A 13,819-nucleotide genomic window follows, 5' to 3' on the forward strand; every position below is an offset into this window, starting at 1 on the left:
ATGCTCAGCCTTGTTGTTTTCCTCCCCGTGCTCGCCGCGATCGTGCTCGCGGCCATGCCTCGCATCGCGGATGCCGCTGCCCGCTGGATCTGGCTTGTCGTCACGCTCCTCGACCTCGCCCTCGTGGTCGGCCTGTGGCTGGCCTACCGAGATCCCGGTGCGGGAAGCCTGGCCTTCGAGGAGCAGCTGCCGTGGATCCCGAACGTCGGCAGCAGCTATCACCTCGGCCTCGACGGCCTGTCGCTGCCGCTGGTCGCGCTCACCGCGCTCATCTTCGTCGTCTGCGCCGTCTTCGCGCTCCGCGACACTGACCGGCCCCGCTCGCAGGCTGCCCTCTTCCTCTTCCTCCAGACGTCGAGCCTCGGTGTCTTCGCGGCGCAGGACCTCATCCTCTTCTTCGTCTTTTTTGACCTCTCGATCGTCGGCATGTACTTCGTGATCGCCGGTTGGGGGCACGGCCGAGCGTCCCGATCGGCGCTGAAGTTCTTCCTCTACACTTTCCTTGGCTCGCTCGTGCTGCTCGTCGGGTTCATCGGCCTCTACCTGGGTTCGGCTGCGAAAACCTTCGACATGGCCCTGCTCGCGGCATCCCCTCCCTTCGCAGACGACCCGGTCATCGGCGGTCTCGTGCTCGCCGCCGTCTTCATCGGACTCGCGATCAAGACGCCAACTTTCCCGTTCCATACCTGGCTGCCGCCCGCCCACACGGATGCTCCGGCGATCGGTTCGGTCGTGCTGGCGAGCATCATGCTCAAGATGGGCACCTACGGTTTCGTGCGCATTGCCATGCCCATGCTGCCGGACGCCTGGCGAGACTGGGCGTGGCTCATCGTCGTGATCGGCATCATCTCTGTGCTCTACGGAGCACTCGTCGCGCTCGCCCAGACCGACGTCAAACGGATGATCGCCTACACCTCGGTCAATCACATGGGCTATGTGATTGTCGCGGTCGGCGCAGCGGGCGTCGTCAGCGACAGCGCAGCTCAGGCGAGGGAGGTCGCGATCACCGGCGCCGTCGTGCAAATGGTCAGCCACGGGCTGATCACCGGCGCCCTCTTTCTCCTCGCGGGGGTGCTCTATGACCGCAAGGGCAGCTACGACATCAACTCCTACGGCGGACTCGCGGCTCCGGCGCCTCGCTACGCCGCCTTCTTCGGCGTCGCTGCGTTCGCCTCCCTGGGGCTGCCCGGTTTCAGCGGTTTCATCGCCGAGTTCCAGATCTTCGCGGGCAGCATCGGACCCGTTCCCTGGACCGTGCTCGCCCTCCCGGGCATCTTGATCACGGCCGCGCTGTTCCTGCGAGCCCTGCAGCGAATACTCACGGGCGAGACACGGGGACTGTCTCGTGGGTTCCGCGACCTCGACCGAAGGGAGATCCTGGCGATCGCGCCGCTGCTGCTGCTGGCCGTGGTCATCGGGGTCGTGCCGCGTTTTCTGCTGAATGTCATCGAGCCCGCGGCATCCGTCGTCGTCGACCTCGTCAGCCGGTAGCGCCTCCGTGAACATGCAACAAGATACCCTGGCGCTACTGCCGGAGATCCTCGTGCTCGCGGGCGCCGTGATCGTGCTGCTGGCAGGGTCTTTCCTTCCCCGCGATCGGCAGGTGGTGACGCGATACCTCGCAATCGCCACCCTGCTGCTGGCAGCCGCGGCGGCAACGATCGGCATGACCTCCCCCGCAATGACGATCTTCGAGGGCGGCTTCGCGGTGGACGTCGCAACCGGGGCCGCGCGGATCCTCGTCCCGCTCGCCACGATCTTCGTACTCGTGCTGGGCGCCCCGGAACTCGGCCGGAGCGCCCGGGAGAGCGAGACGTACTCGCTCATGATGCTCGCCGCGCTCGGTGCGATCGCGATGGCGGGAGCCAACGATCTTCTGGTGCTCGCCGCAGGCTATCTGCTCGCGAGCATCCCGCTCTATGCCCTGGTCGGAATGAGCAGGTCGCCCGGCGCGGCCGAGGCCGCCCTCAAGACCTACCTGATCGGCGCGCTCATGGGCATCGCGCTGCTGCTCGGCGTCACGATCCTGTATGGGATCGGCGGGAGCACCTCCTATTCCGAACTCCGGTCAACGCTCAGCGGTGCGCCGCCCGCGGCGGTCCTCGCCGGAATCCTTGGGGTCGTAGCCGGGCTCATGTTCAAGGCGGGCGGGGTGCCCGGCCACTTCTGGGTGCCCGACGCGACGCAGGCATCCGGTACCGCGGTCGCGGCCTTCCTCACGACGATTCCCAAGGTGGGTGCGCTCGTCGCCGCGTATCGCTTCTTCGAGCTGCTTCCCGGCGGGTCTGATCCAGGCGCTGTCGACGGGCCCCTGCTCGTCGCCATCCTCGCCACGGCGAGCATGACCCTCGGCAATCTGGCGGCCTTCTGGCAGACCGACGTTCGGCGGCTTCTGGGTTGGTCCACGGTGAGTCAGGTGGGCTATCTACTACTGCCCGTCGCCGTTGCGGGCAATGCAAATCTTGCCCTGCCCTCTCTGCTGCTCTACCTCGCCGGCTACACGGCGTCGAACATCACCGCCTTCGCGGTCGTCGCCGCACTGCCCACGCGCCGCAGGATCGAGGACTACCGCGGGGCCGCGACAGCGCACCCGTGGCTCGCTGGAGCTCTCGTCGTGAGCCTGCTCGGACTCGTCGGCACCCCGCCGACCGCGGTGTTCGTCGGCAAGCTCACCACCTTCACCGCGGCGTGGGACGGCGGCCTCGCCTGGCTCGTCGTCGTGGCAGCGATCAACACCGTCGCGAGCCTGTTCTACTACCTCCGCTGGCTCGCACCGATGTTCGCGCGAGGCAAGGCGGATGTTGCCGCATCTGCGCCCGCGCAGCCATCTGCTTCTCGGGCCGCTATCGTTGGCGCCATTGCAGTGCTCATCATCGGAATCGCCGCCGGTCCCGTGCTCACCGCGTTCGGTACGCCGCTCGCCGGATGACCACAATAGTCACGCACCTTGTGACGTCAGCGATCACAGCATCAGGAAGCCGGACCGATCCTCCACTAATCTCGTGCGGGCAGGGCCATTGAGGGCGTCTGCTGATCGCCGATCCGCCGCTGAGGTCCGTGACGATTTGTGCTGGCGCACCGAGCTGCCACGACAATCCCCCAACGAAGACCTTATTACCTTCGAATCATCTGACGGGTTTATCACCGTCAGATGATTCGATGGCCCTAGTCCCGTCAAGCGATCACGCTCTAGCCCTGCTCGCGCTCGGGCTCGGCGCCGGCCTTCCCACCCGCGAGATCCTCGAAGTGCGCACCGGCGACATCAGCTTCGACACCACCACCAGCGGAACCCCGACAGCTTCGGTCGTCGTCTGGCGCGGTCTCCCTCGAGTGGTTCCAGTGCTACCCGACTGGGTTCGCACCCTGCGGTCGGTGCACGACCAGCTCGGAGAGGACGCGTGGATGTTCTGCCCCGGCCGGACCGGCACCGGGGCCGGCTCCGGCCAGGTCACCAACTTCCTCACCCGGTCCCGCACCACTCTCGACGTTCGCCCGGCGCGGATGCGCGCGACTTGGCTCGTGCGTCACCTCGCCGGGGGAACCCCGGCCGATCAGCTGCTGCGCATCGCCGGGCTCAAGCACTACGCAGCCCTCGACAAACTCATCCAAATCCTGCCGGAACACCCTCCGGCAAAAGATTTCTGAAAATCTTTTAAGTCCTCCTGACCAAGATATATGACATGGCGACCATCACCGTAAGGCGTGATTCGGTCGCACATTGGCGGCATCGCGAGAATACGCCGCACACGTACTGGACGTGGAAAACAACCGACTCATTAACATTGACCCCGCCGACCCCCAGACCGTCGATGCGCTGCGCGCGCTCGACCCGGAACTGCCCGACCGGCTGTGGAGCGTCATCACCGGGTACAGCCCGAACCGCACGAACTCCGACTGGGCGCGGGTGCGCCCTTTCGTCATCGAATGTGTCCTCCGGATGAAACCCCGCAGCTTCTCCAACGCGCGCCGGCTCATGACGATGACCGCGTTGTATGTGAGCTGGGCGTGGGCGGTCACCGGATGCGAACTCAGCGGGAAGCGGGTGTTTTTCGACAACCTCGTGCATCGTTACCTCGCCACCAAGCTCAAGAAGCACTCCGCCATCTATCGCTTCGACACCGCGCGCCAGCTGTCCGCGATTAGCGAGACCCTCACCGGGGAATCGACGACTCGCCTGCGCACTCCATACCAGAGCCCCCGGGTGGCGCCTCACTCCCCCGGCGAGGTGGCGGCCCTCTACTCCTGGGCGAACACGCTCTCCACACCGTTGAAGCGGCAGAACGCGCGAGCACTCCTCGGCCTCGCCGGCGGCGCCGGCCTCACCGCCCAGGAGCTCATGGAAGTTCAGGTCGAGGACATCGAGTTCGACACTGGACGCGTGTTCGTCAACGTCCACGGCGACCGCGCCCGCCGGGTGCCTGTCCGCGCCAACTGGGCGCGAACACTGACCAAGAGCGTCGGCGACCGCACCAGCGGGAACATGGTCAGCGGATACCGACTCGAGGAGTACCCGCCCAACGCCCTGCAACGATTCCTCTCCGACAACCCTTGCAGCCCGCGTCCCTCCGCGGCTCGTCTGCACTCCGGATGGGTCGTCACCCCGCTCGACGCTGGCCTGCCCCTCCAGATCCTGCTGGAGGTCACCGGGTTCACCTCTGTGCACTCGTTCCGGCACTATCTGAAGTACACCCGCAAGCACCGCTTCGACGACTACATCGGTCGCGTCATCGGCGAAGAGGTGGCCTGACCATGGCCATCGACATTGATTGCCTCGATGACACCGACAAGTACGGCGGGTTCAGCCAGAAGGAAGTCGACTCCCGCGGGCGGCTCGACCTGAAGTTCGTGGATGCTCAGGTGCGAGCGGCGTCCACCCGTGTGAAGAGCTCCGGCGTGCTGAGTCTCCTCGCCAGGTGGCACGAGGAGGACAATCCGATGCCCGGCGCCGGGGGGCGTCCGCGCATCATCGATGATCACGCCATCCTGGTCGGGCTGATGCTCTTGGCACAGGAACATTCCCCGCTTTTCATGCGCAACTTATCCTTGCTCTTCCAGTTCCGCCTCACCCCGGAATCAAGAACTCTGCTTGGCCTGCCCACACCCGGGGAGGAGCGGTCGGACGTGCGCAAGGAAAGCCAGCGGTGGGAGAAGAACACCAACAATGCCTACCACCGGTTCGCCGCGCTTATGGACCCCTATCCGATGAAGCGGTACTGGTCGCTCACCTTCACACAGGTTCAGGAGGTGCTCGACGCTCACGACGAGCAGCGAGCGGTGCACATGAAGAAGCGCCTCGACACCTTCACGAACGCCCTCCTGCTGATGACTTTCAACGAGCAGCCACGGCGGATTCGCCGCGCCTCGAAGAAAATCGATCTATCCCTCGACCAGACCTTTATCGCACCGGCAAACAAGAAGGGGTATTCCAAGAAGACGCTGGCGGAGAGGGTTCAGGCCGAGGCCGCGGGGTTCGAGTTCAGCCCACGATCGGGCCCGGTCGACCCCTTCGCCGGCTTCTACGCTAAGAACGACGATGACGCCCGGCACGACTACGTACCGGGGAACCCGGGACATGACGAGCCCCGGCAAGGACTCCCGCGCCAAGAACATCGAACTCGTCTGGGGCTACACGGTCAATACATCGGTCCGCGTTGATTCCGAGAAACCCAGAAGCAGCCGATTTCCGAAACTCGCAATCGCTGCCACCCTCAGCCTTCCAAACGTCGGGGTGTCGGAAGAAGCCGTCAGTGTTCTGAGATTCGCTCTGGACACCGAGTTGGAACCCGGCATCGTCTCCGCGGACAAACAGTACTTCGCGAACGCGACCGTCGAGCGCCTGCACCAGCCTGTAGCAGACCTCGGCTACCTCCCATCTACCGAGTACCGGACCGACAAACATGGGGTGCAAGGAGGCAAGGCCGGCGCCCTCTACATCGAAGGCGACGTGTACTGCCCGGGAACACCCGAGCACGTTCAAGACACCACTAAGGACTTCATTGCCGGGGAGATCGACAACGTCACCTTCCAGCAGCGCATCGGAGAACGCAGAGCGTTCGTATTGCGCAACAAGGAGAAGCCCGACGCCAAAGGCCGCACACCGAAGATGTGCCCGGCTCTGGGAAACAGCCCCACCGTGACCTGCCCGATCCGGGAACTCTCCAAAAAGGCCGCCGACAAACCGCGGCCAGAAGTGGAACCCGAAGACGCGCCCGACTTTCCCGACGAGATCTGCCGGCAGCACTCCGTGACCTTCAACGAAAGCGACAACCTCCGGCAGAAGCAGGCCTTCACCTACCAGAGCAAGGAATGGGAAGAATTCCACACCCACGCCCGCCAGTCGATCGAGTCCCTCCACGAGAGATTCAAAGACCCCGGCACCGAACAGATGGAACTCTCCGGACGCCGCCGCGTGCGCGGCTTCGCCGCCGCCCAACTCTTCATCACCATCCTGCTGGTCAACTACAACCTGCGAAAAATCGTCTCGTTCCTGTGGGAAGAAGAGCACGGCTCCCCCGCGCCCGAGAACCCGATCATGCGACGCAGAGATCGCATCTGGGACAACCCCTACACGAAGACGCTCGCTCGCGAGTCCGCCATCGAGCTCCAACGCCTCGGCAGACTCATCAGTCCGCTGCGGACCTAAACCGGCACCGGCGACCCCGACACCGCCCGAGAGGGCACCCCCCACCGCACAGCGAACAATCCGACGCGCCCCGAAACGGGCGCCATCGTCATTTAACGATCAATGTCGCCGAAAATCGCACCGACCAGGGCCCTCCAGCCCTGAACCACCGCCGAAACCACGAAACGCTCCTGAGTTTCCTCAGGAGCGTTTCGTTTTTCGGCTGTTCTTTCAACAGTACTTAGAACAGCCCTTGCGGTGGGCTGATCGCGAAACCCGCGAGGGCGCGGATCGTAAGTGACTGCGGAACTTGTTTTCCTCCGCTGTCCTTCCTCTTTTTCTCCATCTGGTCCACGGGCTGATCTGTGACGTCCTCGAATCGGATGGAACCGGGCATCGGTCTCATTGTTCACATTCGCGTGAAATCGTCCCGATGCTCGTGCACAATGACAGTGTGGACGCACACCATCTGGACGCCGATATTGATGCCGTTGAGCAACGCATAGCGTCTCTCGAAACGGACTTGGCAGAGTCACGTCGCGTTCTGCACGGTCTACTCGCGAGCCGGGCAGCACACCCGATCGAGTCCGGGCGGCCGGACACAACCCAGCCGATTGCTGGTTCTGACCCGGGGCAATCGGTGCAGGCCAGGGTCCGACGCGAGTCATCTGCCGCCGACAAAATTGCACTCTTTCGATCGCTTTTCGTGGGAAGAGCAGATGTCTACGCGACCCGGTGGACGAGTAGCAAGACCGGAAAGAGTGGTTGGAGCCCCGCAGTACGCGGCGGCTACTACACCGACGGTGTCACAACCGCCGATCTTCTCCCGCTGTCCGATGAGGTTATCGAAAGACATCTGGTGGGCAGCCGCAGCGACGCGGAGGGCCTTCACGCCGGCCTCTACCCGATGCTGAACGACGACACCTGCAGGTTGTTGGTGTGCGACTTTGACGACGGAACGTGGAAGGCCGATGCCGCCGCATATGCACAGGCGTGCGCTCGCCATGGGGTGTGCGCGGCCACTGAGATCTCCCGTTCTGGCGAGGGCGCCCACGTCTGGATCTTCTTTGCCCAGGCCGTATCGGCCCACAATGCTCGGAATCTGGGGCTGGCGCTGCTCCGGGAGGCCATTTCGTTCCGTAGTGGCATGAGCCTCAGCAGTTACGACCGCTTGTTTCCGTCTCAAGACCTCTTGCCTCACCGTGCCCCCGGGAGAATGCGGCTGGGAAACCTAATTGCCCTTCCGCTGCAGGGCTCATGCCGGCGGCGTGGAACAACGGTCTTCGTCGATCCCGTAACGTGGATGCCATTCGAGGACCAATTCGGATTTCTCTCCAGCGTTGTGCCGCTCGATGCCGAGTCGATGGCCACGGCTATCAGCGCTCTCCGGCCCATGCGCACCGGCCCAGTCGACACCAAGGCGCGTCCGCGCAAGACATCAGGGAGTGCGGACCCCTTTTCCGACCGCAGTGCAACCCTGAACACATCGGGTCCCGCCACCGTCCTGGTCACGGTCAACTCAGTGGTCTCGATTCCCACTCTTGGCTTGCCGTCAGGACTCGTCGCAGATCTCAAACACTCGGCTTCGCTGACCAACCCCGAGTTTTATCGCAGGCAGGCCCAACGATTCAGCACCTTCGGCACGCCGCGATTCGTGTACTGCTTTGAACACGACGAATCGACGCTTCGTCTCCCCCGCGGTCTTCTCGATTCCGTCATACAGCTGATGGCGGCAGCCGGGATCAAGATCGACGTCGCCTGGGACATCCCCGCCTCGGAGCCCATTGACCTCGTATTTCGAGGCGAGTTGACGGCCGCCCAAAGCGAAGCCGTGACCGTTATGAACCGGTATGACACCGGCGTCCTGGTTGCACCACCGGGGTCGGGGAAGACGGTCATCGCTTGTGCCCTCATCGCTGAGCGCGGCCTGCCCACGGCGGTCATCGTCAATCGCGCAGAACTCGTCGACCAGTGGCGCGAGCGTCTCGGCCAGTTCCTTGACATCGATCCCCGCCAGATCGGGCAGCTAGGCAACGGCCGGCGCAAACGCACCCACGTCATCGACATTGTCATGCTCCAGAGCATTGCCCACCGTGCGGCGGATCCGACGATCCTGAACCGCTACGGGTTGATCGTCGTCGATGAATGCCACTCCCTGGGCGCGGCGGCGACCGAGGCTGCCGTGCGACAGGTGGCAGTAAGACAGTGGATCGGCCTGACTGCGACACCGTACCGTGCCGACCAAATGGATGACATCATCACGATGCAATGCGGTCCCATTCGACACACGATCGACGATCCTGCGCTCTTCGAACGAGAACTGGTTGTGCACGAGACCGCATTCAGGACCAGCGAACAGGACGCGAACAGCCCCGAAATTCAGGCCATCTACACCGAGCTCGTGGGTGACGGCGAGCGGAACCAGCGCATCGCGGCCGACGTCCTCGCCGCGTATCGAGCGGGTCGGAACTGCCTCGTTCTTTCCACCCGAATTGAACACGTTGCTCGGCTCGCGGAGCTCTTGGGAACGGATGCAGCAACGGTCTTCGTCTTGCACGGAAAGCTGACCCCGAACGAACGGCGCCGGATCCGAACCGAAATGACGGACCGCGACCCCTGTGATCCGTTCATTCTCGTGGCGATTGACAAGATCGCCGGAGAAGGGTTTGACCTTCCCAGCCTCGACACCCTCTTCCTCGCCGTTTCGATGGCCTTCAAAGGCCGAATCGTTCAGCAAATCGGCCGCATCTCCCGCGCCTCCCGTCCGGCAACAACGAGGCCCGGCCCCGCCACATCACAGGTGCACGACTACTGGGACGCCCAGGTCCCGGTGTTTGACCGGATGTTCCGCAAACGCCAGCGCGTCATGGCGAAGCTCGGCTTTACGACGCCGGCTGAGTCGTGACGCTAGGTACCCGGAACAGGCATCGCAACAAGCGCCCTGATGAGCGCAGTCAGCCGATCCGCGGGGACGCCCGAGGTGACGACAATGAGGCTCTGGCGCGCCGAGTCTGCCAGGGCATGCAGTATTCGTGCAGCGTCGAGTCGCGTCCCCGATACGGGAGCAGTGCCAATCTTCCAGCCACCGATCTCGTCGGCCGGATACTCGAACGCGATCGACAGCAGATTGTAGAGATCCGTAATGTCTTTGGGGGCGTGGCGGGACTGGGCGGCGTAGGCCTTGAAGATGAGGGCGAGCTCGACCGGGGGCACGCGGACCACGAAATCACGGTGAGATCCGCTCGTCAGCAAGACACCCACGTCGAAGACGATCGGATCGACAGAAAAGGCGAGCCTCAGGCCCGGCGCCGCGTCGAAGCCACGGTCTCGATCCGACGCCTGATCATTTGAGCCAGCCGGCCAGAACCGTTCGCCGGATTCTCTCGACGGCGTCGGCCGCGTCGGGACCCCCCGTGCGCTGCACGTCCCACGCCACGAGGACCGGGTCGGTCGTCCAGACCGGTGCCGTGGAAGACCAGGCCCGGGCGGTCGACCAGATCGTGGGGTCAGCCGGGACCACGTAGTCAAGGGTGGCGTTCTCCCGCGTGGTTTCGGAGAAACCCAGCCGGGCCAGGTCAAGCCCTGTCCGCGCGTAGACGACCGCGCGGCTGCCCACTCGCCACGGAGCGATCGTGTCAGCGGCCGGGTCCCCCGACACGAGGCCGTCCACCGCGGCGGAAGCGTCGCGAACCGCTTTCGCCTGTCGCACTATGGGGTCCAGGCCCAGCCAGTAACTGGTTATGCCCTGCGGCCCCGGGTACTCCGCCAGGAATTGTGACCACAGTGTCTCGGGTCGCAGGGCGCGCCAACCGCCCTCGTCGCGAACCACGGCAGTGTCGAGCGTGCGGAGGCTGTTGGAGATCGTCACCTGGGACACACCGCACTCGGCTGCGAGGTCCATCTGGGTTCGCGGTCGCGGCGTCCGGAGGAGCACCCGGAGCAAGGCATACCGACCCCACGCGACCCGTCCCTGTGTCGGCGCGGCACCTTGCCGGGCGGCAAGCACCCCTGGCAGCTCTTCCTCCATCCTCTTCCCCCGAAGAATGACAACTCGATCCTGCACGGAGACGACCGCAATCGTCGGGTCTGCCACTGCTCTATCGGCCAGCGCTGCGGTCGCCTTCGGCACCACGTAGAGCAGGATGCCGGGGTGCGCGTCCCGCGCGCGGTTCGAGTCGACATCGCGCCGAATGTCCCACCGGGAGGGGGGTGAGCGGCGCACGTGCACGCGCGCGATCGTGCGCCGACCGTCCAAACCAAGGGTCACGGTGTCCGCATCACGGACAATGACGTTCACACCGAGCGCGCTGAGAAGGTCGATGCCCTCCGAGGCAGTCACCGTTCTCGTGGCCATGAGTTACCTTCTATAAGGTGAAGTCAGATAAGACTCTATAACTTATAGCCCATATCTGCACTACATCTTATATATTGCTCTCGGCCGCACTGCGGCCTCGCCGATAAGCGCGATTACGTTACCCGGTCCCAAATCGCGAGGCGCCAGTCCCACCCCCGTGAACCTCTCCAGATCCGGTTGCTATTTCACGTCTTTGGCTAGAATCGCTACCGCCACTTTGCCCACCACCGTCGTCAGGACGTAGTTGGTTGAGCCACTGAAAGCGACACCTATGCCTAGCGGGAACGCCTTCGCCATCGACTTCTGGGTGAACGTGATGGCCGCCTTCTTGAAGAGCTGCTTGATCGTGATCAAGGCGGGTCCCTTTAGGTACTGGTAGACCAACTTCTGGGCGATCTTCTGGACTACCGGCTTGCCCCCCTTCATCACCATCTGTTCTGCCGAACCCGCGAGAGCGAGCACAAAGGTGAGGTGCTTCTTATCCTCATTGCTCAGGTCGGCCTCGTACAGTTCAACCAAACACATGCACATGTCGATCTGGAGCTTGAGTGTTATTGCGACGTCAGCGAGACCGCCTCCCAAGACAGCGACCGCCGTCCCGACCCCCGGTACAACGCTCGGGAGCGCAGTGACCGCACCACCGGCTGCCGACAGTTTGGAGTACCGGCCAATGATCTTGGCGGCAATCCGGCGCTTGTCCTCTAGGCTTTCGGGCTCCCGCTCGAACTTGGCCTTGAAGGTCGCACGGTAACCGCCCACGAGTTCAGCAGCCGCCTCCGGGGTGATGGCGATTGCCTCCACGGCCTTCTGGAGCCTAGTCGGGTCGATCTCGTCCACGGCTTGGTTCATTACTTTTCCCCAAATCTGCTTCAACTCATGATCCGCACAATTCCTACTGCACAAAGTCTCACACGCGGAGAGCCTGTGATTCGCTTGCGCCAAAGTGTCGATTTCTCAACGGGGGATCGTTCAACTTCTAGGTAAAGGGGTAATTCCCACAGCGAGCGTTGCTTCATAAGCGTGAAGGGAACGCTATTGCTTAACCTGAATCCACCGGTCGACCGCTGATGGAATCGTGATTTCGGTTTGATCCTGTTTCAGGGTTTCGGGCGCGGTTGAGGGCTGGGCCTCGATGCCGTGCGTGTTCCACTTGGGTTCCTGGTTGCGCCTGTCGGGCTGGGTGGTTAGGTGGCCGCGGGGCCGGGCGGGCCGCAGGTGCTGGTGAACAGCGTGGTCCAGCCGTCTTCCCAGGGCCAGTGTTCGGGCAGGTGCAAGGTGATGCGGCGGGCCGAGGTGGAGACTCTCGCGGCGACGTTGATGAGTTTGCGGCGAACGGTCGCGGTGACGGCTTTGCCGAGGGTGGGGCTGGCGAGGGTTCCGGCAGCGCGGGTCAGGTTGAACGCGATGCATGCGAGCACGAGCCAGGCTGCGTTGGCGGTGAAAACACCGTCCGTTATCTTTAGTCCCGAAAAGGGTATACAGCACGTGCACGACGGGGGTTAAGCGCTCGGGAAACGCGTCGTGGATGCGGTTACCTTGTGTTGTCCATTACGGCAACGGAAGGTGATTTATGAAAGTCCAACGTGTGCTCATGCCAAGTTCTCAGGCCGAGTCCTGGACGGTGCTTGGCGATGATCTCTCGCCTATAGATCCAGTTGAACGGTTCCTGGCCTATCTCGCTTCGATCGAACGGTCGCCGAACACCGTCAAGGCATACGCCCATGACTTGAAGGACTGGTTTGCTTTTCTCTCCAGCCGAAGCCTTGACTGGCGTTTGGTCACACTGGAGGACGTCGCCGGGTACGTGGCGTGGCTTCGGCTGTCACCTGCGGCTCGAGATGGTCAGGTGTTGATGTTGCCTTTGGTGAAGCATCACTGCAGTGCGTCGAGCGTGAATCGTAAACTTGCCGCGTTGACGTCGTTTTGTGAGTTTCATGCCCGTCACGGAGTGCCCTTGTCGGGGCTGCTGGTCACTATGGCACCAGCAGGGTGGAGGTCGCACACGTCAACGTCGTTCAAACCGTTCCTTCATCACATCACGAAGAATAACGATCAGCGTCGTCGCACAATCAAACTGTCGTCCTCGCCTCCGCAACCCAGAATCCTCACGGTCACCGAGGCTCAAGCGATCCTCGATGCTTGCGAGCATTTACGAGACCGGTTCTTATTCGCTCTGCTGCTGGATACTGGCGTGCGCATTGGTGAGGCCCTCGGACTACGGCATGAGGATTTGGCTATAGCCGAACGGGCGGTCGCCATCGTGCCGCGGGACAACGAGAACCGTGTTCGAGTTAAGGGCGGTAGATCACGGGTGATTCCGGCCAGTGCCGAACTGATGCGTCTCTATGCGGACTACCTCAACGATGAGTATGGTGCGCTGGACTCCGACTATGTTTTCGTGAACCTGTGGGGCCGTCCCCGGGGGCATCCATTGACCTACCCCGCCGTTTACGATCTCGTGGGCCGCTTGCGCCGACGCACCGGCGTTTTCTTTGGCCCACATTGGTTCCGCCACACGTATGCGACGTGGTTGTTGCGCCGGGGAGCTGGAGTTGAAAACGTCAAGGAACTGCTGGGTCATGCCTCGATTACGACAACGATGGACACCTACGGTCATCTCACCGTCGAAGACGCGCGGGCGAGTCTTCAGACTGCTGGCTGGTTCACCGGTCAGGAAGTACGCTGGTGAGCGCCGCGTCCCGACGCCATGAAGCGTCGTCGTCTCATACTGGGCTCCTGGGGAAACTGATGGCCGTGGTGCGTCCGGAGTTCCGTGCCGATATCTATTTTCCGGACCCCGATGACCCTGTGTTGGGGCGTCGACTATGTGTAGTGCCCGGTTG

General features: G+C 63.2%; 11 protein-coding genes and 1 pseudogene. 8 read left to right on the forward strand and 4 right to left on the reverse strand.

The window, feature by feature from the left end; genetic code table 11:
• The 7 genes from EDD25_RS02695 (at window position 1) to EDD25_RS02725 (ending at window position 9,527) form a co-directional block, all read left to right on the forward strand.
• Complete coding sequence (locus tag EDD25_RS02695; protein WP_134171917.1) at window positions 1-1,491, forward strand: complex I subunit 4 family protein; 1,491 nt, start codon at window positions 1-3, stop codon at window positions 1,489-1,491.
• Window positions 1,492-1,504: 13 nt separating this feature from the next.
• Window positions 1,505-2,929: an NADH-quinone oxidoreductase subunit N gene (locus tag EDD25_RS02700; protein ID WP_134175071.1), complete on the forward strand. Its 1,425-nt coding sequence runs from the start codon at window positions 1,505-1,507 to the stop codon at window positions 2,927-2,929.
• Between the two features lie 230 nt (window positions 2,930-3,159).
• Entirely contained in the window at window positions 3,160-3,645 is a 486-nt protein-coding gene (locus EDD25_RS02705) for a hypothetical protein (protein ID WP_134171918.1), read from the forward strand.
• A gap of 112 nt (window positions 3,646-3,757) precedes the next feature.
• On the forward strand, window positions 3,758-4,747 hold the full coding sequence (locus tag EDD25_RS02710; RefSeq protein ID WP_134171919.1) for a tyrosine-type recombinase/integrase: 990 nt from the start codon (window positions 3,758-3,760) through the stop codon (window positions 4,745-4,747).
• A gap of 2 nt (window positions 4,748-4,749) precedes the next feature.
• A complete protein-coding gene (locus EDD25_RS02715; protein ID WP_134171920.1) occupies window positions 4,750-5,655 on the forward strand; it encodes a hypothetical protein in 906 nt (301 codons plus the stop codon).
• Window positions 5,573-6,643 carry a hypothetical protein gene (locus EDD25_RS02720; RefSeq protein ID WP_134171921.1) on the forward strand — a complete coding sequence of 357 codons (1,071 nt, stop codon included), beginning with the start codon at window positions 5,573-5,575 and terminating at the stop codon, window positions 6,641-6,643. The genes EDD25_RS02715 and EDD25_RS02720 overlap by 83 nt, the downstream gene beginning before the upstream one ends.
• Window positions 6,644-7,076: 433 nt before the next feature.
• Window positions 7,077-9,527, forward strand: a complete 2,451-nt coding sequence (locus EDD25_RS02725) for a DEAD/DEAH box helicase (RefSeq protein ID WP_166671178.1) — start codon at window positions 7,077-7,079, stop codon at window positions 9,525-9,527.
• A 2-nt stretch (window positions 9,528-9,529) separates the two neighbouring features.
• Here EDD25_RS02725 and EDD25_RS02730 read toward each other — a convergent pair whose 3' ends face one another.
• The 4 genes and pseudogenes from EDD25_RS02730 to EDD25_RS02745 all read right to left on the reverse strand — a co-directional run.
• Entirely contained in the window at window positions 9,530-9,844 is a 315-nt protein-coding gene (locus EDD25_RS02730; protein WP_134171923.1) for a hypothetical protein, read from the reverse strand.
• A gap of 121 nt (window positions 9,845-9,965) precedes the next feature.
• Window positions 9,966-10,976, reverse strand: a complete 1,011-nt coding sequence (locus EDD25_RS02735) for a hypothetical protein (protein WP_134171924.1) — start codon at window positions 10,974-10,976, stop codon at window positions 9,966-9,968.
• A gap of 180 nt (window positions 10,977-11,156) precedes the next feature.
• On the reverse strand, window positions 11,157-11,813 hold the full coding sequence (locus EDD25_RS02740) for a hypothetical protein (RefSeq protein ID WP_206751349.1): 657 nt from the start codon (window positions 11,811-11,813) through the stop codon (window positions 11,157-11,159).
• 347 nt (window positions 11,814-12,160) lie between these two features.
• Window positions 12,161-12,424, reverse strand: a pseudogene (locus EDD25_RS02745) (transposase); the annotation flags it as partial.
• 122 nt (window positions 12,425-12,546) lie between these two features.
• On the opposite strand from EDD25_RS02745, the gene EDD25_RS02750 reads away from it, so the two are divergent.
• Window positions 12,547-13,665, forward strand: a complete 1,119-nt coding sequence (locus EDD25_RS02750; protein ID WP_134171926.1) for a tyrosine-type recombinase/integrase — start codon at window positions 12,547-12,549, stop codon at window positions 13,663-13,665.
• Window positions 13,666-13,819 lie beyond the last annotated feature (154 nt).

Origin of the sequence: Cryobacterium psychrophilum, from assembly GCF_004365915.1 — a bacterium.
Classification (GTDB): Bacteria; Actinomycetota; Actinomycetes; order Actinomycetales; family Microbacteriaceae; genus Cryobacterium; species Cryobacterium psychrophilum.

Excerpts from the sequence above, each read along its gene's own strand:
- EDD25_RS02695 (WP_134171917.1), top strand. The coding sequence starts at position 1 with ATGCTCAGCCTTGTTGTTTTCCTCCCCGTGCTCGCCGCGATCGTGCTC.
- EDD25_RS02705 (WP_134171918.1), top strand. The coding sequence starts at position 3,160 with ATGGCCCTAGTCCCGTCAAGCGATCACGCTCTAGCCCTGCTCGCGCTC.
- EDD25_RS02715 (WP_134171920.1), top strand. The coding sequence starts at position 4,750 with ATGGCCATCGACATTGATTGCCTCGATGACACCGACAAGTACGGCGGG.
- EDD25_RS02720 (WP_134171921.1), top strand. The coding sequence starts at position 5,573 with ATGACGAGCCCCGGCAAGGACTCCCGCGCCAAGAACATCGAACTCGTC.
- EDD25_RS02700 (WP_134175071.1), top strand. The coding sequence starts at position 1,505 with ATGCAACAAGATACCCTGGCGCTACTGCCGGAGATCCTCGTGCTCGCG.
- EDD25_RS02750 (WP_134171926.1), top strand. The coding sequence starts at position 12,547 with ATGAAAGTCCAACGTGTGCTCATGCCAAGTTCTCAGGCCGAGTCCTGG.
- EDD25_RS02735 (WP_134171924.1), bottom strand. The coding sequence starts at position 10,976 with ATGGCCACGAGAACGGTGACTGCCTCGGAGGGCATCGACCTTCTCAGC.